This window comes from Clostridium hydrogeniformans DSM 21757 (assembly GCF_000686705.1).
Lineage (GTDB): Bacteria > Bacillota > Clostridia > Clostridiales > Clostridiaceae > Clostridium_Z > Clostridium_Z hydrogeniformans.
On record NZ_JMLJ01000013.1, the window covers coordinates 112,427 to 134,780 of the forward strand.

The window sequence follows — 22,354 nt, forward strand, 5'->3', positions numbered from 1 at the left end:
ATTTTTAGGTTTGGAGGAAGGGTATATGAAAGGAAAAATACTTATAATAGAGGATGAGGTTAAAATAGCAAGGTTTTTAGAATTAGAGCTAAATTATGAAGGATATGAAGCTTTTAAGGTCCATGATGGAAGAGAGGGACTTACTAAGGCAAGAGAAGGAGAGTTTGATTTGATACTTCTTGATATAATGCTTCCTTCTATGAATGGTATAGAGGTGTTAAGGAGATTTAGGGAGACCTCAGAAACTCCAGTTATTATGCTTACAGCTAAGGATGATACTATGGATAAGGTTACAGGACTTGATATGGGGGCTGATGATTATGTAACAAAGCCTTTTGAGATAGAGGAGTTATTAGCAAGGATTAGAGTAGCACTTAAGAAAAAGAAAAGTGAAGTTATAAGTAATAATATCCTTAAGATTAATGACTTAAAATTAGATTTAGATAAATATATTGTTACATTTAAAAATGAAATAATAGAACTTACAAAACGTGAATTTGATTTATTACACTATCTTTTAGAAAACAAGGGACGCGTATTGTCTAGAGAGAAAATAGTTGAAAAAGTATGGGGCTATGATTATTTGGGAGACACAAATGTGGTGGATGTATATATAAGATATTTAAGAAGTAAGATTGATGATAAATATAGTATAAAGCTAATTCATACTATAAGAGGGGTAGGGTATGTTATAAAAGATGAATAACTCTCAAGTTGATTTCAAAGAAATAATAAAATATTTAGAAAAGATTATTATATATATATGGAATGAAGTAATTAGTTTTTTAAAGAAAGCATATAAGAATTTTATAACTAAATTAAGATTTTCCATAGTTTTAAGACTTAATATTATGTATATATTGAGGATTATAGGTACATTGGTAACCTTAAATATATTTATAGTAATATCTAGCATAGTATATATGGGTTATACATCAGATATTAATATAAAAAGAAATTATGATTTAATAGTTGATAGTATTAAGAATGTAGAAAATATACAGGAAGATAATCTTAGTTTAATAACTAAGGTAAGTGGGTTAAATGTAGAAGTTCTATCTAAAGAAAAAGAAATCCTTTATATATCAAATAGTGAATATAAGAAGAACTATACTTTAAGTGAGTTATTTCCTATAGAGAATCATACATATATTGAGAAAGCTAAGAATGTTAACAATGTTAATATAAATCAAGATATATTTAATGTGAACTACGTATACCAAAGGGATATAGATCTATCTTCAGAGGGGGTAACACTTAAGGTGTGGGATAATCTATCAGAAAGATTAGAAAAAATACCCATACTTATTTTAGTTATAGGCATTCTCGAAGTTATATCTATATTAGTATCAATGATAAAGCTTTCTAAAGGAAGTAAAAAGATATTAAAGCCTATTGCTGATATGAATTCTACAGTAAAAAATATTACAATCAATAAACTTCATACAAGGCTAAATATAGGAGGATCACAAAATGAACTTAAGGATTTAGCTATAACCTTTAATGAGATGTTAGATAGAATACAAGAATCCTATGAGTCACAAAATCAGTTCGTATCAGATGCTTCTCATGAACTTAGAACCCCTATATCTGTTATACAGGGTTATATAAGACTTTTGGATAGATGGGGAAAGGAAGACAAAGAGGTTTTAAAAGAATCCATAGATGCCATAAAGTCTGAGGCAGAAAATATGAAGGACTTAGTAGAAAAATTATTATTCCTTGCTAGAGGAGATAAGCATACCCAAAAGGTTAATAAGGAGACTTTTAATTTAAAAACTTTAATAGATGAGGTAGTAAAGGAAACTAGGCTTATAGATGATAAACACAATATAAATTGTCATGAGAATAAGGATATAGAAATATTTGCTGATGCTAAATTATTAAAGGAAGCATTGCGAGTGTTTATAGATAATAGCATAAAGTATACTAAACCCTTAGGAAGTATAACCATAGGATCAATATCAAGTGAAAATAAGGCACATATAACCATAGAAGACACAGGGATAGGTATAGCTCCAGAGGACTTACCTAATATATTTAATAGGTTCTATCGTGCTGATAAGTCTAGAACTAAGGAGACAGGAGGAACAGGCCTTGGCCTTGCTATAGCTAAGTGGATAGTAATGGAGCATAGGGGGAGTATAGATGTTGTAAGCAAGATAAATGAAGGGACTAAGATGACTATTAATTTACCATTAAGGGAGTAGAGAATTAATAATTAAGAGGTGAATGGTGTGGAATATTTCGGGGTATATATTAATTTATCATTACTTTTTCTAATATTTAATCTCTTTTATTTAGTTTTAAAAACAAATAAAAGAAATATGGATGCTGTTATAATTTTAATTAATTCCTTATTTTCTGTAATCATTTCTAACTTAAGTGTTTGGAAAGAAGGAGTATATGTTGATCAATATAATTTAAATGGAAGTAGTGTTTCCTTTTACTTAAATATAGTTAACATGATAATCTTCATAATTATAGTAGCTTTTTGTTTAAGAAAAATGAATAAAAAAGAAAAGAATAATTCTTAATAAGATAAAAGTCCCCGATAAGTCATATGGCTCAGGGGGACTTTATTTTTTAGTTTTATAAATCTTTAATAAGATTCTATAGTATTTTTAAATATTCTAAAACATTTTATTTTAATAAAGTATATAAATTATTATCTTCTTTATTAAGTCTATTTTTTAGAGCATTAAGTATCTTACTAGTCTCTATTTTAAAGGCATTTATGTCAGCACAAATTTTATTTTTAGTATTAAAATTGTTTTTATAATCTTCAAAAACTGATTTTAAATTTCCCATTTCATCTATATAGGATTGTGTAATAGTTTTAAGTTTTGAATCCCCACTATTTAATAAATTAGGATATAAGAAATTATCTTCACTTTGAAGATGAACTTTTAATTTTCCAGATAGTAAGCTTATTAATTTTCCAAGAGTCATAGCATCTTTCTCTATGGTATTATTTTTTATTAAAGCTTCAATATCATATATTGATTTATAGATTTCATCATGTTGTCTTGAGAAATTACTTATATTTAACATTTAATCACCTCGTAAGCTATTATATGAAAATATTAACATCTTATAAGAAAAATTTATGTGATTAAAGTCAAATTTTTGATAGATATAAGCAGAATATTTAAAGTATTAAATGAATAAAAACGCCTAGGATCTAGTTAATTCCGAGGCATTTTTATTATAGTTAAATTATTTTTAATAGTTTTCATTTAATAGTTCAAAGTAAGCTTTAGGGTGCATACATGCTGGACACTTAGCTGGAGCTTCATATCCTTCATGGATATATCCACAGTTTCCACATTTCCAGAAAGATTTTTCTTCTCTCTTAAATACTTGATCATTTTCTATATTTGAAAGTAATTTTCTATATCTCATTTCATGATGCTTTTCAACATCTGCAATTCTTTCGAATGCTATAGCAATTTGTGTGAATCCTTCTTCTCTTGCAACTTTTGCAAACTCTGGGTACATATCAGCCCACTCTTCATTTTCTCCCATAGCTGCTGCTTTTAAGTTATCCTTAGTTTCTTCGTGTAATGAAACAGGATATGAAGCAGTTATTTCTATAGATTCATCCTTATAATCATCTCTTAAGAAGTCATAAAATCTCTTAGCATGTTCTCTTTCTTGCTCTGCTGTTTCCATAAATATATTTGCTATTTGAATATAACCTTGCTTTCTAGCAACATTAGCAAAGAAAGTGTATCTGTTTCTTGCTTGAGATTCTCCTGCGAATGCTTTTAATAAGTTTTCAGCTGTTCTAGTATTCTTTAATGATTTCATATTAACATCTCCTCCAAATTTGTAATGATTATAATATAATAATAAATATTAATTATTAAGTTGTCAATAGTATTTTATAATAATTATTATTAATTATAAAAAATTAAGGATAATTAAAGTGTGGAACTACTTAATAAATAATTAATCTACTTATATTTACAAAAAAATAAAAAGCTAAGAAGTTAATTTGATTTTTAACTTCTTAGCTTTTTATATTATTTCTCATTACATTTCCCACAAATACCTGTAAGGTTTATCTGTTGAGTTTTTATAGTGAAATTATTTAAATCCTTAATAGGAAGGGTGTTAAAATCTAAAAATATATCATAGATTTCTCCACATTCTTCACATTTGAAATGACCGTGAGGAACTTCTCTAACAATATCATATCTTGCTTCATTAGGATCGATATTTATAACTTCTACTATATTATGGTCAACAAATAGATTTAAGGTATTATAAATTGTTGTTTTAGAAAGAGTTGATATATTACTGGATAAAGCCATATATATATCATTAACTGTTGAATGACAGTTAGAATTCATAAGATATTCAAATATAGCTTTTCTTTGGTATGAAGGTTTTATTCCAGTTTTTCTTAAATGATCATCTATATCTACTATATCAATACCCCTCATTTGTTACACCTCCTACATATTAAATGAATTATATTAAATACTATTTAATAACTAATACTACTTGATAATAATTATATTATATTAATATAAAAAATTAAAGTTTTAAAATTATTCCAATTCTAATAATTTGAAATAAAATAAACTTTATTAAATCTATGAATATATTATATCTGAATATGTAACTTTAATATATTAATTTTACATACAAATAAATACCTCTTATTGATGAAATAGATAAGTTTATTATATGTATTATTAAAAATTAAATATATGAATATAAAATTTTATTTTTTACCTTATACTTCTATATTTAATTAAAATAAATTAATATTACTAATCTATATATAATAAATTTCTTTAATTCTAGAAATACTACTATTGATGTAATAATTATAGCATATAAAAAATTGCATTCAATGGATAATTATTATTATATAAGAAATATTTTAAAATATGTTGACAAATATCAAAATAGGATTTATTATTATATTATACTCATTACAAAAACAAAATGAATTTAAATATAGAATCAGAACAAATATATATTTTAAATATTAGGAGGAGATTTTTATGGCAATAAGTAATTTACAAAAGGAACTTAACATATTTTTATCTAACTTAGGAGTATTAAATATAAAACTTCACAATTTACATTGGTATATAAAAGGTCAAGGGTTCTTTGAATTACACAAACTTTTTGAGAAGCTTTATGATGAGGCTTCAGAGCAATTAGATGAGGTAGCAGAAGAACTATTAATAATAGAAGGAACACCATTTGCATCCTTAAAGGAATATTTAGATAACGCAACTATAAAGGAAAGAGGAATGGGTAGTGTATCTTCTAAGGAAGCAATAAGCATAGTTGAAGAAGACTATAAGGTATTGTTAGACCACGCTAAGAAGATATTAGAAGTAGCAGAAGAAGATAAGGTACAAATAATAGTTGATATGATGGCTGGATTCATAGGAGCTTACGAAAAGTTTTTATGGATGGTAAGAGCATATAAGGGCTAATAGATTATATTAATAGAAAATATAAATACAAATTTTTAAACATTAGGAGGAGATTTTTATGGCAATAAACAATTTACAAAAGGAACTTAACATATTTTTATCTAACTTAGGAGTATTAAATGTAAAACTTCACAATTTACATTGGTATATAAAAGGTCAAGGGTTCTTTGAATTACACAAACTTTTTGAGAAGCTTTATGATGAAGCTTCAGATCAATTAGATGAGGTAGCAGAAGGATTATTAATAATAGAAGGAACACCATTTGCATCTTTAAAGGAATATTTAGATAATGCAACTATAAAGGAAAGAGGAATGGGTAGTGTGTCTTCTAGGGAAGCAATAAACATAGTTGAAGAAGACTATAAGTTATTGTTAGACAACGCTAAGAAGATATTAGAAATAGCAGAAGAAGATAAGGTACAAATAATAGTTGATATGATGGCTGGATTTATAGGAGCTTACGAAAAGTTCTTATGGATGGTAAGATCATATAATAGTTAATATAGAGTAGATATTATATGAGGATAAAAATAGGGTATTTGAAGAAATTAATAGTTTTTTCAGATACCCTATTTTTTATTTATTTTATAGGAATAGATTTTTTTATATATATAATATTGTAACTATTAAAATGAAATTAACCCTGATAGTTACAATATTTTATGTTTTATAAAGTAAGTTTATTTATACTAATATAAAAAATATAAAAATTAATAAAAAACATAAATTTTATAGATAAAGTGTAAAAAAATACCTGATCTATTAAAGTAAATAATAAATTTATATAATTTTTTAGATAACAAGGGTAAATATTGTATAATTATATTAAATAATTATAATTGGGGTGATATATATGACTAAAAAGAAAAGAAGTTTCCCGTCAGCATTTACAGTTTTATTTATAGTGTTAATTGCTGTAGCTATTCTTACTTATATAGTTCCAGCGGGAGCTTATGCAAAGTTAAAGTATGAGGGAGAAAAGAAGGTTTTTTCTATAACTAAACCAGATGGTTCAGCTGAAGAAATGCCAGGAACACAAGATACCTTAGATAAATTAGGAGTTAAAGTAGGGATTGAAAAATTTACTGATGGAAGTATTAGTAAAGCAGTTGCTATTCCAGGAACTTATGAAGAAGTAAAGAGTAATCCTCAAGGGTTTATTGAGGTAATTAAATCACCAATAAAGGGAGTATATGATACTATTGATATTATAATGTTTGTTTTCATAATTGGAGGAGTTATTGGTGTTTTAAATAGTACAGGATCCTTTGATGCGGGAATGGCAAGTCTTTCTCGTGCAACTAAAGGAAGAGAGTTTCTACTTATTGTAGTTGTTACAGTACTTATATCCTTGGGGGGAACTACCTTTGGTTTGGCAGAAGAAACCATAGCCTTTTATCCTATACTGGTGCCAGTATTTATGGCAGCCGGGTATGATGCTATAGTTTGTATAGCTGCTCTTTATATGGGGTCCTCTATAGGAACTATGTTTTCAACAGTAAACCCATTTTCAGCAGTTATTGGTTCTAATGCTGCGGGAATATCATTTACCCAGGGGCTTACTATGAGAACAGTAGGACTTGTTATAGCTACCATAATAACAATAGTTTATATTGTTAAATATGGTAAGAAAATAAAAGCAGATCCTACAAAATCTTTAATTTATGATCAAAAAGAAGAGATAACAGAAAAGTTTTTAAAGGGATATGATCCTAATAATGTGCCAGAGTTTAATGGAAGACGTAAGCTTATGCTTATAATATTCACTTTAGCTTTTGGAGTTATGATATGGGGAGTTTCATCTAAGGAATGGTGGTTTACTGAAATGACTGCTTTATTCTTAGTAGTTGGAATAATAATAGGGGCAATTTCAGGAATGGGAGAAAAGGCATTTGTTGATAAGTTTGTAGCTGGAGCAGGAGATCTTATAGGAGTTGCTTTAACTATAGGAGTAGCAAGAGCTATAAATCTAATAATGGATGGAGGGCTTATATCTGACACCATACTTAATGCATCCTCAGGAGTAGTTACAGGTATGAGTTCAGGAATTTTTGTAGTTATGATGCTTATTGTGTATACAATATTAGGATTCTTTATACCATCGTCCTCAGGTCTTGCAGTTCTATCTATGCCTATTATGGCACCATTAGCAGATGCTGTTGGACTTCCAAGGGAAGTAATAGTTAGTGCATATCAATATGGTCAAGGGCTTATGGCATTTATAACTCCGACAGGATTAATACTTGCAACATTAGCTATGGTAGATGTTACTTATGACAAATGGCTTAAATTTATTATGCCACTTATGGGTTATATAGGAGTATTTGCAGCAGTGATGCTTTTAATTCAATCAATGTTTTAAATATATAAGTTAAAAATATCATAGGCTTAGCCTATGATATTTTTATTAAACCATAAAATCTACTACATAAGAATCATGTAATAAAGTATTATATTTTTATTTTTTAGTTAGAAGATTAGAGTTTATAGAAGGAATTTCCTCTATAAATTCTTTTTTACTTATTGTAACTTTTTTCTTATTTAAGCAGATGGCAGATGCTCCAACCACTCCTATTCCGATTAGGGCTAAAACTAACTTTTTCATAATATATCCTCCTTATGTATTTAAATATATTAAATGGCTAATTGAATAAAAGGTAAACAGCCATTTATAATTTTCTTTAATGTAAATTAAGGCTTAATATTAGGGAGATTTTATAGAATAAGATTTACTAGATAATAAATTAAAATGCACTTCAATCTATCTAAAGATTCTTGCCTAATATTCTAAAATAAATCAAAAATAATAAATTATTCTTAAGTTTATTTTAGTCATAATCATATATAGTAACAATTTAAAAACCTTACACTATATAAGATAAGCTTACATTATTGTAAGACTATTTAGATTAGTATCATAATTTATAATGTTGATTAACAAAATGCTATGGTAGTAAACGTTTCAATTTAGAGAGCATTTATATATAATAAAAATAAGCTTATATAATCAAGTCATCAGATGACTTTATGTTATAATATTATTATGACTTTATGGTTTATTTATCTTTTTATTTTAGAACCTTATAATTTACACTATAATAGAAGTAATTAAAACTTTAGATGTTTACGATTATAAGGAGAATGATATGAAAGAAATTAAAATAAAGAGAATAAATAAGGTAACTGCAGTACAGAAAGCTTTAGAAAATCTTAGAGAGTATATAAAAAATACAGAAAATAAGTTTCTACCATCAGAGGATGAGCTTTCTAATTCTTTAGGAGTCAGCAGATTAACAGTTAGGGAGGCTATAACTGTTTTAGAAAGGGAGGGGATTGTCTCAAGAATTCAAGGAAAAGGAACATTAATTAATTCTTTTATAACAAAATTAGAAAATAGAATAGACTTTGGAAGTGATATTGAAGGATGCCTAAAAGAAAATGGCTATGATGTTCATTTTCAGGTGGAATACATGAAATATAGAACTGGTAATGAGAATGAGATAATAAAGATGAATTTAAGCCCAGGGGATACTATCTTGGAGGTAAAGAAACTACTTTATGCAAATGAAGAAGTTGCAGCTGTATATGTAGATAGAATACCTGAAAAGCTTTTAGAAATTAAGGACTTCTCAAAGGAAGACTTAATTCCATCTATTTTTCCAACAGTTGAAAACCTTTGCCAGTGTTCTATAACTCATGATGTGGTCCATATATATCCTTGCGTAGCTAATAAGGATTTATCAATGGACTTTAATGTTTCCTTAAATGCACCTATTCTTGGGTTTGAGGTTTTTGAATATACTTCTCAGGGAGATATAGTTATGTATAATACAGAATATTATACAGACAAATTTATACGATTTACTCTTTGTAGAAACGTAGCCTATAAAGCATAGTTTATATAAGCTTAAGATATTTTTTCATAGACTATAGGGGAGTTTATTTATATCTTAAGGGGGAATTATTATGATAAAGGAAAAGCTTAATTTGTATCAATGGGTAAGTAGAATAGTAATCAATATTTTAGGATTATTTTTATGTGGTTTAGGTATAGTTTTAGCAGTTCAATGTGGAGTTGGAGCGAGTCCTTGGGATGTGCTTCAAGTGGGAATGACTAATTATATACCTATTACTTTAGGACAAGCATCACAAATAATTGCTTTTATATTGCTTATTTTTACTTGGTATAAAGGGGTGATACCTGGAGTTGGTACTATTTTAAATGCTTATTTTATAGGGTTTTTTATAGATGTTGTTTTTAAATTTGGGATAAATACACCTGAAACCTTATTTATGCAATTAATAATGCTATTCTCAAGTATAATAATTTTTGGTTTTGGAATAGTTATATCTTTGAAAACCAGAATAGGGGTAGGCTCAAGGGATGCTCTAATGGAGTATTTAATAACTAGGACAAAAGTTTCAGTAATATATATAAGAGCAGCATTAGAAATTTTTGCTTTAATTGGAGGATTAATTCTTAAGGGTCCTTTTGGATTTGGGACTGTTATAGCTGCACTTTCTCTTGGTTATGCTATTAAATTTGCAGCTAAGGTCCTTAAATATGATTTTGATACAAAAAATCATTACACCTTTAAGGATATACTTATAAATAGTAAAAGAGAAAAAAGCAATATGAATCTTAACAATTAGGGGGTATTAGAGATGTCAAAGAAGTTATTAATAAAAAATATAAGAAGTTTAGTAACCTGTGATAAGGAGGATAATGTTTTTAAAAATGTTAATTTATACTCTGAGGATGGAATAATAAAATATATAGGTAAAGATATATTTGAAGCAGATGAAGTTATAGATGGAAAGGATATGATAGTATATCCAGGACTTATAAATACTCATCACCATTTATATCAGACATTTACAAGGAATTTGCCTAAAGTTCAAAATATGGAACTATTTGATTGGCTTATAACTCTTTATGAAATATGGAAGGGATTAGACTCTGAAACCATAAGGTACAGTTCTTTAGTTGGAATGGGTGAGCTTATGAAGAGTGGATGTACGACTTGCTTTGATCATCATTATGTTTTTCCAAAGGATGCTAGTGAGGAACTTATAGATGTTCAATTTGGAGCTGCTACAGAACTTGGAATAAGAATGCATGCTTCAAGAGGAAGTATGTCATTAAGTAAAAAGGACGGAGGACTTCCTCCAGATTCAGTGGTGCAGTCCATAGACAAAATACTATATGATTCTGAGAGATTAGTTAAGAAGTACCATGATAGAAAAGATTTTTCCATGAGACAAGTTGTTTTAGCACCTTGTTCTCCCTTTAGTGTAACAGGAGATCTTATGAAAGAATCTGCAAATCTTGCCAGGGATCTTGGAGTTAGATTACACACTCATTTAGCTGAGACAAAGGATGAAGAGAAATTTACCTTAGAAAAGTTTGGCATGAGGCCTCTTGAATATATGGAAAGCTTAGGATGGATAGGTGAAGATGTATGGTATGCCCATGGTATACATTTTAATGATGATGAGCTTAAAAGATTAGCAGATACTAAAACAGGGGTAGCACATTGTCCTATATCAAATATGAAACTATCCTCAGGTATAGCAAGAATTCCAGAAATGCTTAAATTAGATGTTCCTGTAGGACTTGCAGTAGATGGAAGTGCTAGTAATGATGGATCAAATCTATTAGAAGAGCTTAGGGTTTCATATCTTCTTCATAGGTTAAATTCTAGTAAAAATGCTCCAACAGGTTATGATATTTTAAAGATAGCTACAAAGGGAAGTGCTAGAATACTTGGAAGAAATGATATTGGAGAGCTTTCTGTAGGAAAGGCAACAGACTTATTTATGATAAATACTAATAGGCTAGAGCTTGTGGGAACTCAATATGACCCTAAATCAGTTCTTGGAACTGTTGGTATAAAAGGAGCTGTAGACTATACTGTAGTAAATGGTAATGTGGTAGTTAAGGATGGAAAACTTGTATCAATAGACGAGGAAAAGATAACAAGAGAAGCTAACTTAGCTGTAGAAAAATTAATAAATAAGGCTTAAGTATAAATGATAAAAACCACCTTTAAGAGTTTGACTTTTAGGTGGTTTTTATCATTTATTCCATAGGATTTTAAGTTTTAAAATTAACTTATATATTTATTTAAAGAAAGATAAGTCAAAGGTGTTTTTTATTGATAGGTTAAGAGGGGGTATTAAACCCTTATAAAGTTAACTTTGGTTAATCTAAGATATTAGATTATAAAATCCTAGATTAATATAAATAATGTAATATAATATATTGTAATAGATTACAATTATATTTAAGAGTTAAATTAGGGGGTATTTTTTTGAACAATAGGTTTTGGCTTAGAAATGTTTTATTAGAAGATGGATTTAATGAAAATAATGAAGGGGTTAAGACTACCATAACTAATGAATACAATATATTAGTTGAGAATGGAAAAATAATTAAAATTCAAAAGGAAAAAATTCAGGAATATGAGGATGAAGTTATAAATGTAGGGGGACTTTTAGCCTTACCATCCTTCACAGATAATCATATACATTTAGATAAGGGACACTTTGGAGGGCAGTGGAAGGCTTGCACACCTTTTAAGGGAGTAGCAGATAGAATAATAGAGGAAGAAGGATTTTTAGAAAAATTTCTTCCAGAAACTACTTATAGAGCAGAAGAACTTTTAAAATTAATAACAACTAATGGAGTTACACATGCTAGAGTTCACTGTAATGTGGATCCTGTTATTGGGCTTAAAAACTTAGAAAAAGTTAAAGAGGCCCTTGAAAATTTTAAAGATAAGATAACTTATGAATTAGTGGCTTTCCCACAGCATGGACTACTAAGAAGTAATTCTACTAATCTTATGAAGGATGCTATGAGATGGGGAGCTAACGTAGTTGGAGGTTTGGATCCTGCAACTATTGATGGAAAGATAGAAAAGTCTCTTGAAACTATGATGGATATGGCAGTAGAGTTTAATTCAGATGTAGATATACATATACATGATGGAGGAAATTTAGGTGTTTATACTATTAATAGGTTATTAGATCTTACTGAAGAGGCTAGATGGCAAGGCAGAGTCAATGTAAGCCATGGTTTTTGTATGGGAAATGGACCAGAAGAGGAAGTAAGAGATTTAATAGATAGATTAGCATCATTAAATGTAAGTGTTGCAAGTACTTGTCCTATAGATGCACCTACTCCGCCAATACCATTACTATATGAAAGAGGAGTAAAAACCTATATAGTTAATGATAATATAAATGATCACTGGAGTCCTTTCGGTACAGGAGACTTAGTCCAAAAAGCTAGTAGAATGGCAGAAAAGTTCTTTTGGATTGATGAGTATTCTTTAACAAGGGCATTAGGATTTATAACTAATGGAAGGACACCATTAGATGAAAAAGGAGAGAGGGTTTGGCCTAAAATAGGAGAGGAAGCTAATATAGTATTTATAGACGCTTCTTGCTCAGCAGAGGTTATAGCTAGAAGAAAGCCAAGACATGCTGTTATGTTTAAGGGTAACCTGGTTTCAGGTAAGTTAAATTGATAGAAAATAATGAAAATTATTGCAAATATAGTTGAAAATTCTAACACTTAATGGTAAAATGATTTCATGCTTTAAATTAAGATATAAAAGCATAAGATTTTTAATGTTAACATTCCTCTAAAAAAGAAATGTTAAACAATTTAAGATCTTATTATAACCCGAGGAGGAATGTTAAAATGGCAGATAAGACTATCGTATGTAAGGATTGTGAAAAGGACTTTATATTCACTGAAGGAGAGCAAGCGTTCTACAAGGAAAAAGGATTCGAAAATGAGCCACAAAGATGTCCAGATTGTAGAAGAGCTAGAAAGCAACAAAACAACAGAGGATTCAGAAGATAATAAGATTTTTATCTTTAAACCCTATAGATATATCTATAGGGTTTTTTGCTATGAATTTATATAATACAGAATAATATAAAGTTATATATAAAAGTTTCTAGGAAACATAATGGTTATAGGGATTTTAATAAGTAAAAGCTAATGGTTGTTATTAGGAAAGATATAGTATTATTAATATTTTAAAAAGTTATAATGGAAGGGGGATATAAATAATAACGGGGTGAGTGTATGGAAAGAAAAGATAAAATAACAAAACTTAAAGGGGAAGGCTTTTTACTTCAAAGTGACAATGATTACTATTCCTTAAGATTTATCTCAAAGGCTGGAAATATGACCACTGAAGAAATGAAGGGCATAAGTGAAATAGCAGATAAATATGGTAGGGGATATATTGGCTTCACTACTAGGTTATGTGTAGAAGTGCCATGGATAAAGGAAAGTGATATTGATAAAGTAAGAGAGGAAGCCTTAAGGCTTGGATTAAGACACGGTGGAACTGGTAAAAAATTAAGACCACTAGTAGCATGTAAGGGTACAGTGTGTTTACATGGAAACATAGATACTCAAGGGATATGTAATAGTTTAGCTAATGAACACTTTGCAGAGGATACTCCATCTAAGTGTAAAATAGGAATAGCAGGGTGTGCTAACAATTGTTCGAAAGCTAATTTAAATGATATAGGTATAATAGGAATTACTTCACCTAAATTTAATTACTCTAAATGTATTGGCTGTGGAAGATGTGTAAAGTTTTGCAGGCAAGGAGCTCTCGAAGTTAAAGAAGGAGCTATAGTTTTTCATGAAGAAAAATGTGTAGACTGTGGAAACTGTTTTAGGGCATGTAAATTAGGAGCTGTAGAAGCAAAGGAAACAGGTTGTCATATATACATTGGAGGAAGATTTGGAAGGTCTTATAGATTTGGAACAAACCTCGGAAGAGCATTTTCAGAGGATGAAATAGAGTCAGTAGTTAGAAAAATACTTACTTCATATAGGACTATGGGAAATCCAGGAGAAAGAATATGTCACGTTATAGAGAGGGTAGGAGAAGAGAAATTTATATCTTCAATAATATAGCCTAAAGTAAACATGAATAATACTTTATAGGTTAGGGATAAAAGTTATATGTATTAGTTATAATTATAGATATTATATATCTATATACTAGTACATATAACTTTTTGTTTTTTATAGAGTTTATGAGTATAATAATTACTTTTAGGCTAGGAATGAAATAAAATAAGTGTTAATTGGGATTATTTAAAATTTATATGGATTAAAACATTATTTAAATTAAGTTTAATGATATAATTCCATTATATAGGATAAATTTAATTATAGAAGGAGTTGAACAGATGCAGAAAAAATGTCTTATTACCTTTGGAGTTAAGGATAAGTATAAAAAAGATATAGAGGCTTTAGGATACGAAGTATTTTATGAAAAGGAAAATTCTATAGAGTTTAAGCCTTATATGGAGGATATAGAGGTATTAGTTTGCTATAACCCTTTTGACAGATTAGATATATCAAAAATGAAAAATTTAAAATGGATACAATTATCTAGTGTTGGATTTGATCAGGTACCCAAAAATCATATAAGAAACCTAACAATTACAAATAATAAGGGTGGATATGGAATACCTATGGGAGAGTGGATAATCCTTAATATTCTAGAATTATATAAGAGAAGATTTTATTCTTATAAAAATAAAGAGAAGAAAAAGTGGCATATGGATTTTAAAGTTAGGGAGATTTTCGGGAAAACCATAGGGTTTATAGGTACTGGATCCATTGCCAAAGAGGCAGCAAAAAGATTACAAGGGTTTGGTACAAAAGTTATAGGGGTTAACACTAAGGGAACTCAAGTAGAACTTTTTAATCATTGTTATCCTATGGAGGATTTAGATAAGGTCTTGAGGGAGAGTGATGTTATAGTAGTAACCCTACCTTACACAAAAGAAACTCATCATTGTATAAATAAAAATAAGCTTAATATGATGAAGGAGGATGCTATATTTATAAATATTTCCAGGGGGTCAATAGTTAAGGAAGAGGATTTAATAGAACATCTAAAGCAAGGCAAACTACTTGGAGCAGCATTAGATGTTTTCGAGGAGGAACCCCTTAAAGAAAATAGTCCTCTTTGGAATATAGATAATGTAGTTATAACTTGTCACAATTCTTGGATATCTGAAACCATGGACGAAAGAAGATGGAATCTTTACTTTGAGAATCTTAAAAGGTATATGGAAGGAAATGAATTATTAAATTTAGTTGATATAACTAGAGGTTATTAAGACTTGACTTATTCTGTCAAAGGTATTTTACTATTAACTTATAGGTATATCTAAGAATATGGAGGTGATTACCTTTGAATATAACCAAGGCGTCTAGAATAACAGGTTTAACTAAGAGACAACTAAGGTTTTATGAAGATGAGGGATTAATAAATCCGGAAAAAAATAAAAATAATGGCCAAAGAATTTATGAAGATAAGGATTTGAAAATAGCTAAGCTAATAGATGGATTAAGTATATTAGGATTTAGCATTAAAATTATAAAAGAGTTAATAGGTAATGGAATAAGGTTAATTGAAGCTATAAAAGAAAGGTTAAGTTCATTAAATATAAGTGCTGAAGATTCTAAAATAATAAATAATATTATTTCTGATATAGAAGATGTATGGAATAAAGACAAGGAAATTGTAATAGAATATGTAATGAAAATAGTGGATATTATAGAAAAGAAGAAAGAAGAAATGGATGAGGAGTATATAAATTATAAGCTTATAAGGTTTTTTCCGGGAAATTATGGAAAGCTTGTGATTTTCCAATTAGGACATTTTTTAAATATTAAATTAGATTCAGAAAATAAAAAGGAAGCTTTTAAAAAGGTAGTAAGGTATCTAGACACTTTAAGCAATTATAAGATACCTAAGGATATGGATAACTTATTAGATACTTTAGACAAGGATATCTTATTAGAACTTAAAAAGGAGAAAAGAAATACAATTTTATCTGTTATTAATAATGATAGTATAGAGATAGAGAGGATTAAGGCAGGAATATTAGAATTTCTTAATAACGTAAGTAGTGACAAAAAGTATAGAGCTATGTATTTAAAGAGCAAAAAGAGAAATAAGACCTTGGAAGATATGCTTAAGGAAAATGGAACCTATGAAGAATTTAAGGAATCCTTTAGAGTTTTAAGTAAAGAGTATGTAGCATACTTAAGTTCAGTGGAGAATATAGAAAGATCACTTAATATGTCCTATGATAAAGAAGGGGTTCCATATATTATAGGGTAATGTAAGGTGTGAAAACTTTAAATATAATGATGGTATAATACTTTTAAGAGTGAAGTTTAAAGTTATTTAATATTTATTATGGAGGAAGGAAGCTATGAAATGTCCTTATTGTAGGTCCGTAGACATACCTCTTTATAAGCGGATATTAAAGTCAGAGATAAGATGTTATAACTGTAGTAATATGATGGTTTTTTCTGAATTAAAAAGATTTTTAGCAGTATGTCCTTTTTGGGATTAGTGATTTCTTTATTATTACTTATAAGTATTAAACCTTCAAAAATAAATTAGACTTATATAAAAAAAGCTTAAGAATTTTTCTTAAGCTTTTTTTATAATTAATATATCTTTCCACATAATATGATATGTGTAGGGGATATATTAATTATATGGTTTAGAAATAAAGGGCAAAGAGTATTATACTTGAAAATAACCTAGGTAAATGATAAGATATATAAAAATTAAGGAGGATTAATGAAAATGATAGATTTTAATAAGATAAAGCATGCTCCTAAAACAGAGTTACATTGCCATTTAGATGGAAGTGTAAGAGTAGAAACTCTTTTTGAACTAGTTTTGAAGGAAGGTTTAGATATAGAAGAAAAGGACTTAGATAGTTTTCAAGAGAGAGTTAAGATAAAGGGAGACTGTGATTCTTTAAAGGAGTATTTAAATAAGTTTGTAATTCCATCAATGGTTATGCAAACTAGAGAAAACATAAAGAGAATAACTAAAGAGTTATTAGAGGATGCATCTAAAGATGGAATAAGATATATAGAGATAAGATTTGCACCACTACTACATGTTAATAAGGGCTTATCATTAGAAGAGGTGGTAGAAGCTGTGTTAGATGGGGTTAAAGAAGGAGAAAAAGAGTTTAATATAATAGGAAGAGTAATTCTTTGTTGCATGAGACATATGGAACCTAAGGATTCTAAAACCATAGTTGAATTAACTAATAAATATAAGGATAAGGGTGTAGTAGCAGTTGATTTAGCTGGTAATGAAGAAGATTTTCCGCCGGAATTACATAAAGAAGCCTTTCATATGGCAAAGGAATATGGCTTAAATATAACCATACATGCAGGAGAGACAGGGATTGAAAATAATATAGTTAAATCTATAGATATTCTTGGAGCCAGTAGAATAGGCCATGGGGTCTATGCTTATAAGAATGAGAATATAGTTAATCTTCTAAGAGAAAGGCAGATTCCTTTAGAAATATGTATTAAAAGTAATATTGATACTAAGGCAACGGAGTCCTACAAAACCCATCCTATAAAGGAATATTTAGATAAGGGACTTAAGGTTACATTAAATACTGATAACAGAACTGTTTCAGATATAAGTCTTACTGAAGAATATTATAATTTAATAGAAAATCAGCACTTAAGTGAAGAGGATGCATATAGTATTATAAAGAATGGAATTAATTCTATTTTTGAAAGTGATTCTATAAAACATAAATTAAGTACAGAGTTAAGAGAAGTGTGGGATAGATAAGTTAAAATTTTAATTTTTTTAGGAGATGAATTTTATGAAAGGTATAAGTAAAATATTAGTTGTATTTATACTATGCTTTACAGTTTTTGTAGGCTGTGGCAGCAATGATAAAAAAGAAGAAAAGCCTAAAGAAGAAAATATAACTTTAAATACTATTAAAGAAAAAGATAAAGATGAAAGCAATAATTTAGTTAACAATGTTTCTAATGAAAATGTACAAAAGATTAATACAGATAAAGGTATAAAAGAAGAATTATTTACTATATATGATGTAGATGTAAATACTTACGAGAAAAAGACATCATATGACTTTAAACTTCCTAGTGATAAGCCTATGGAAGATAAGGCCAAAATAATAGTAAATAAGACTAGAGAAAAATATTTTAAGGGATTACCCATTGATGTAAGTTTTAAAAAAGTAGAAAATAAAGATATTATGGTATTAAATTTAATAGAGAAAAATAACATTACAGATAAAAGTTCTTGGAATCAAATTTTCCAGGGATCAACAGGAGGGACAGTTAATTCTACTATATTACTTGAAAATTCTCTTCAAAGAGAATATAAGGGGAAATGGGTAGATGGAGTAGAAATATTATATAACGGTAAATCCTGTGAGTTTCAACATGCAGAAAAAATGAATGATATTGTATATAGATAGTTTCAGTAAAAGATAATATTTTATAGTAAAAGTTCTAGGTTTTTATTATATTAAAATGTACCTATATAGTAGACAGTTTAAAAATGTTTGCTATATAGTTTTTTTTATTTAATATAAAATTATTTAAATAGTTTATAAGTATAATGTATTTTAAAATATAGGATAAAAATTATCAATAGCTATACTTTTTAAGCTATAAAGTTATTTGTTTAAAAAGTATGGCTTAAATAAGAGTTCTGTTATTGAATTTAAGGGTACTTTGAATAAAAAAAGAATGTTAAAATTTTATTAATATATAGAATTTTTCGAATATTAATATTATGATTAGGATATTTGTGGTAAAATAATAAATAAGAAAAGGTTTTCTAAGGGGGATTACTATGGCTGAATTAAGATATAATCCGTTAACTAATGATTGGACAATGGTAGCTTCTCATAGACAAAATAGGCCTCAGATGCCCAAGGACTGGTGTCCATTTTGTATAGGTTCAGGAAAGGTGCCAGAAAATTATGATGTTTATATATATGACAATGACTTTCCAGCACTTATGGAGGATCCAGAAGAGGATAAAAAGTTTAACTCAAATATATATAAGACAGAAAAATCTTATGGTAAATGTGAGGTTGTACTATATTCTCCACAACATGATGCAAAGTTATGGGAGTTATCCACAGATCACGTAAATAAATTAGTAGATTTGTGGACAGATAGATATAGGGAGTTATCAAAGAACAGTAAGCATAAATATATACTCATATTCGAAAATAGGGGAGAGTTGGTTGGAGTTACAATGCCACATCCCCATGGTCAAATCTATGCATATCCATTTATTCCACAAAAGATAAAAATAGAACTAGATAACTGTAAGAATTATTATAAGGAAAACAAAAAGTGTTTAATATGTGAAATCACTAAAGAAGAACTAAGACTTGAAGATAGAATAATAATTGAAAATGAAGATTTTATAACCTATATACCTTTCTTTTCAGATTATCCTTATGGGATGTTTATTGCAAGTAAAAAGCATAGAAATAATTTACTTGAATTTAGTGAGAATGAGAGAAGAAATTTAGGATTAATCCTTAAGGAGACAGTAGGAACTATGGATGAGCTATTTCACATGGAATTTCCATATATGATGGGAATTCATCAAGGAGCAGTAAATTCAGAAGATAGTAGTGATTATTATCATTTTCATATAGAGTTTTATCCACCTATGAGGTCAAAGGATAAGGTGAAGTTTAATGCCTCCTCTGAGGTATCTGTAGGAGCAGTTTGCAATCCAAGGTCTGTTGAAGAAACATCAAGGGAACTTAGGGAAGCCTATAAAAGATATAAGAGTGTACATGATTAAAATTAAGAATTATTTTATATTTAAAAATAATGTAGAGTTATTAAGTGAGGGGGAATAGGTTTTGGGCAGTAGAAGCTTTGTTTGTCCAGGGAGAGTAAATCTTATAGGAGAACATATAGATTACAATGGAGGAATGGTTCTTCCAGCAGCCCTGGATTTAAATATAAAGTTAACTTTAGAAGAGAGAGAAGATGAAGAGATAGTACTTTCTTCGGAAAATGTAGATTATGCTGAGAGGTTTAATTTAAAAGAAGATATAGTGTTTAATAAAAATAATCGTTGGACTAACTATCCTAAGGGAGTTATCAAAGCTTTAATAGATAAGGGGTTTAATATATCTAAAGGATTTAATGCCAGATACTCTTCCAGTATACCTCTAGGATCAGGACTATCATCTTCAGCAGCCATGGAGGTTGTCACTGCTTATGGAATATGTTCTTTATTTAATATTAACTTAAGTAAAAAAGATATATCTGTTTTGTGTAAGTCTGTTGAAAATAACTTTATTGGGGTTAACTGTGGAATAATGGACCAATTTGCAGTAGCTATGGGAAAAAAAGATAATGCCATTATGTTAAATTGTGATACCTTAGAATTTAATTATGTTCCTATGAATTTAAGAGACTATAGATTTATAATTGTAAATACTAATAAGCCAAGAGAACTTATAAAATCAGAGTATAACACAAGACTTAGGGAGTGTAATGAAGGATTACTTATATTAAAAGAAAAGCTTTCTATAAATACATTGTGTGAATTAACATTAGAGAAATTCAAAGAGTATAGTTATCTTATAAAAAATCACAATATATTAAAAAGGCTAACTCATGTTATTTCAGAAAACCATAGGGTTTCTCTAGCTAAGGCAGCCTTAAGCAATGGATTCATAGAAGACTTTGGACAGCTTATGGTTAAGTCTCATATATCTCTAAGAGATAATTATGAAGTAACAGGGTTAGAATTAGATACAATTTTTCAAGAGGCATTAAAGGTTAAGGGATGTATTGGAAGTAGGATGACTGGGGCAGGTTTCGGAGGATGTAATATAAGTCTTGTCCATAAGGATAATAGTGAAGAGTTTAAAGATAAGGTATCAAAAGGGTATAAAAATACAACAGGTCTTAATTGTGATTTCTATATATGTAATATTAATAATGGGGTTAGGGAAGTATTATGATAAAAATATATAAAGATAAGCATTTAAATATGGACTGTATAACTTTAGAAAGTGAAAATATAGAAGCTAAATTTTTAAGTCTTGGAATGAAATTAGCTTCATTTATATATAAGGATAAAAACATGGAGCTATTCTCTATGCCTAAAAAGAATGAGTATAAGATCCCAAAGGTATTAGGAGAAAAGTTTGAAGACTATGATACCTCAGGTTGTGATGATATGCTACCTACCATAGATTCATGTATTTATAATGGAGGAGAGTTTCATGGAAAAAATCTTTCTGATCATGGTGAAGTTTGGAGTAGGGAGATTGAAATAGATATAAATGAAATTTATATACAAGGAGAGGTAGATCTTAAAAGTCTTCCATTAAGGTTTATTAAGAAGGTTTGTATAAAAGATGATAAGAGTTTAGTTATAGATTATAAGCTATATAATCTATGTAATAAAAAAGTGAAATATATTTGGGCACTTCATCCTTTAAATGTATTTAATAATAATACAGAGCTTATTATTCCCTATTGTGAATCCATAATCAATGTAAAGGATAGTGATATTTTAGGAGAAGAAGGAGAGGTTCATAGTTTTCCTATAAGTTCAGAAGGAAAGATGGATCTTAGTAAACTGCAAAATTACAATGAAAATAGTTTTTATAAGTTTTACGTAAATCACCCTATGGAGAGAGGTTTTGTAGGATTAAATTATAAGGATGAAAAGTTCAAACTTATTATTAAATATGATATAGATAAAAATCCTTACTTAGGAGTATGGATTAATAAGGGTGGCTTTAAGGGAGAATATAATGTGGCCCTAGAGCCTTGTTCTGCTTTTTATGATTCTTTAACCATAGCAGAAAAGTTTAATAAAGAAAGTTCATTAGATCCCTATGAAGAAAAACTTTGGACTATAGGGATTAAGGTTGAAGAATATTAATATATTTATAGACAGATTTATTAAACGCCTATAAGCATAAAAAACAGATGCCTTATTAATTTAATATAGGCATCTGTTTT

Annotated in this window: 23 protein-coding genes; 19 read left to right on the top strand and 4 right to left on the bottom strand. The window is 28.6% G+C overall.

Translation table 11 applies throughout. From position 1 onward, the window contains the following. Positions 1 to 25 precede the first annotated feature (25 nt). Both BR69_RS0108660 and BR69_RS0108665 read left to right on the top strand, forming a co-directional pair. Positions 26 to 706: a response regulator transcription factor gene (locus tag BR69_RS0108660; RefSeq protein ID WP_027632834.1), complete on the top strand. Its 681-nt coding sequence runs from the start codon at positions 26 to 28 to the stop codon at positions 704 to 706. Next, positions 699 to 2,210 carry a sensor histidine kinase gene (locus tag BR69_RS0108665; RefSeq protein ID WP_027632835.1) on the top strand — a complete coding sequence of 504 codons (1,512 nt, stop codon included), beginning with the start codon at positions 699 to 701 and terminating at the stop codon, positions 2,208 to 2,210. Before BR69_RS0108660 ends, BR69_RS0108665 begins: the two co-directional genes overlap by 8 nt. 433 nt (positions 2,211 to 2,643) lie before the next feature. Here BR69_RS0108665 and BR69_RS0108675 read toward each other — a convergent pair whose 3' ends face one another. From BR69_RS0108675 to BR69_RS0108685, 3 genes are all read right to left on the bottom strand, one after another. Further along, positions 2,644 to 3,054 (bottom strand): hemerythrin domain-containing protein, encoded by a 411-nt coding sequence (locus BR69_RS0108675; protein ID WP_027632837.1) that lies wholly within the window; start codon positions 3,052 to 3,054, stop codon positions 2,644 to 2,646. Between the two features lie 171 nt (positions 3,055 to 3,225). Further along, positions 3,226 to 3,813 carry a rubrerythrin gene (gene rbr / locus BR69_RS0108680; protein ID WP_027632838.1) on the bottom strand — a complete coding sequence of 196 codons (588 nt, stop codon included), beginning with the start codon at positions 3,811 to 3,813 and terminating at the stop codon, positions 3,226 to 3,228. 215 nt (positions 3,814 to 4,028) lie between these two features. Next, positions 4,029 to 4,451 (bottom strand): Fur family transcriptional regulator, encoded by a 423-nt coding sequence (locus tag BR69_RS0108685; protein ID WP_034849583.1) that lies wholly within the window; start codon positions 4,449 to 4,451, stop codon positions 4,029 to 4,031. A gap of 570 nt (positions 4,452 to 5,021) precedes the next feature. On the opposite strand from BR69_RS0108685, the gene BR69_RS0108690 reads away from it, so the two are divergent. The 3 genes from BR69_RS0108690 (at position 5,022) to BR69_RS0108700 (ending at position 7,828) form a co-directional block, all read left to right on the top strand. Continuing rightward, positions 5,022 to 5,465: a Dps family protein gene (locus BR69_RS0108690; protein ID WP_027632840.1), complete on the top strand. Its 444-nt coding sequence runs from the start codon at positions 5,022 to 5,024 to the stop codon at positions 5,463 to 5,465. Between the two features lie 58 nt (positions 5,466 to 5,523). Beyond that, the gene (locus BR69_RS0108695; protein WP_027632841.1) at positions 5,524 to 5,967 is read left to right on the top strand and encodes a Dps family protein; all 444 of its coding nucleotides are present in this window, start codon (positions 5,524 to 5,526) and stop codon (positions 5,965 to 5,967) included. Positions 5,968 to 6,319: 352 nt separating this feature from the next. Beyond that, positions 6,320 to 7,828: a YfcC family protein gene (locus BR69_RS0108700; protein WP_027632842.1), complete on the top strand. Its 1,509-nt coding sequence runs from the start codon at positions 6,320 to 6,322 to the stop codon at positions 7,826 to 7,828. A 96-nt stretch (positions 7,829 to 7,924) separates the two neighbouring features. Here BR69_RS0108700 and BR69_RS21805 read toward each other — a convergent pair whose 3' ends face one another. Then, on the bottom strand, positions 7,925 to 8,071 hold the full coding sequence (locus BR69_RS21805) for a hypothetical protein (protein ID WP_160169942.1): 147 nt from the start codon (positions 8,069 to 8,071) through the stop codon (positions 7,925 to 7,927). Between the two features lie 541 nt (positions 8,072 to 8,612). Between BR69_RS21805 and BR69_RS0108710 the strand changes: the two genes are divergently transcribed. The 14 genes from BR69_RS0108710 (at position 8,613) to BR69_RS0108775 (ending at position 22,274) form a co-directional block, all read left to right on the top strand. Beyond that, complete coding sequence (locus BR69_RS0108710; protein ID WP_027632843.1) at positions 8,613 to 9,362, top strand: GntR family transcriptional regulator; 750 nt, start codon at positions 8,613 to 8,615, stop codon at positions 9,360 to 9,362. A gap of 70 nt (positions 9,363 to 9,432) precedes the next feature. Beyond that, positions 9,433 to 10,119: a YczE/YyaS/YitT family protein gene (locus BR69_RS0108715; RefSeq protein ID WP_242840675.1), complete on the top strand. Its 687-nt coding sequence runs from the start codon at positions 9,433 to 9,435 to the stop codon at positions 10,117 to 10,119. A 12-nt stretch (positions 10,120 to 10,131) separates the two neighbouring features. Next, positions 10,132 to 11,493, top strand: coding sequence for an 8-oxoguanine deaminase (locus BR69_RS0108720; RefSeq protein ID WP_027632845.1), 1,362 nt, complete (start codon positions 10,132 to 10,134; stop codon positions 11,491 to 11,493). A 287-nt stretch (positions 11,494 to 11,780) separates the two neighbouring features. Then, complete coding sequence (locus BR69_RS0108725) at positions 11,781 to 13,001, top strand: amidohydrolase (protein ID WP_207640761.1); 1,221 nt, start codon at positions 11,781 to 11,783, stop codon at positions 12,999 to 13,001. A 176-nt stretch (positions 13,002 to 13,177) separates the two neighbouring features. Beyond that, entirely contained in the window at positions 13,178 to 13,342 is a 165-nt protein-coding gene (locus BR69_RS0108730; RefSeq protein WP_027632847.1) for a zinc-ribbon domain-containing protein, read from the top strand. A 228-nt stretch (positions 13,343 to 13,570) separates the two neighbouring features. Then, positions 13,571 to 14,419, top strand: a complete 849-nt coding sequence (locus BR69_RS0108735) for a 4Fe-4S binding protein (RefSeq protein ID WP_027632848.1) — start codon at positions 13,571 to 13,573, stop codon at positions 14,417 to 14,419. Between the two features lie 278 nt (positions 14,420 to 14,697). Then, positions 14,698 to 15,639, top strand: coding sequence for a phosphoglycerate dehydrogenase (locus BR69_RS0108740; protein WP_027632849.1), 942 nt, complete (start codon positions 14,698 to 14,700; stop codon positions 15,637 to 15,639). Between the two features lie 74 nt (positions 15,640 to 15,713). Next, on the top strand, positions 15,714 to 16,649 hold the full coding sequence (locus tag BR69_RS0108745; protein WP_027632850.1) for a MerR family transcriptional regulator: 936 nt from the start codon (positions 15,714 to 15,716) through the stop codon (positions 16,647 to 16,649). Positions 16,650 to 16,743: 94 nt separating this feature from the next. Then, positions 16,744 to 16,887, top strand: coding sequence for a hypothetical protein (locus BR69_RS21810; RefSeq protein WP_160169943.1), 144 nt, complete (start codon positions 16,744 to 16,746; stop codon positions 16,885 to 16,887). Positions 16,888 to 17,129: 242 nt separating this feature from the next. After that, complete coding sequence (add, locus tag BR69_RS0108755) at positions 17,130 to 18,149, top strand: adenosine deaminase (RefSeq protein ID WP_027632851.1); 1,020 nt, start codon at positions 17,130 to 17,132, stop codon at positions 18,147 to 18,149. Positions 18,150 to 18,183: 34 nt separating this feature from the next. After that, positions 18,184 to 18,810 (top strand): hypothetical protein, encoded by a 627-nt coding sequence (locus BR69_RS0108760; protein WP_027632852.1) that lies wholly within the window; start codon positions 18,184 to 18,186, stop codon positions 18,808 to 18,810. Between the two features lie 380 nt (positions 18,811 to 19,190). Further along, the gene (galT, locus tag BR69_RS0108765; RefSeq protein WP_027632853.1) at positions 19,191 to 20,165 is read left to right on the top strand and encodes a galactose-1-phosphate uridylyltransferase; all 975 of its coding nucleotides are present in this window, start codon (positions 19,191 to 19,193) and stop codon (positions 20,163 to 20,165) included. 61 nt (positions 20,166 to 20,226) lie between these two features. After that, positions 20,227 to 21,342, top strand: a complete 1,116-nt coding sequence (locus BR69_RS20245) for a galactokinase (RefSeq protein WP_051623550.1) — start codon at positions 20,227 to 20,229, stop codon at positions 21,340 to 21,342. After that, positions 21,339 to 22,274 carry an aldose epimerase family protein gene (locus BR69_RS0108775; protein WP_027632854.1) on the top strand — a complete coding sequence of 312 codons (936 nt, stop codon included), beginning with the start codon at positions 21,339 to 21,341 and terminating at the stop codon, positions 22,272 to 22,274. Before BR69_RS20245 ends, BR69_RS0108775 begins: the two co-directional genes overlap by 4 nt. Positions 22,275 to 22,354: the final 80 nt, after the last annotated feature.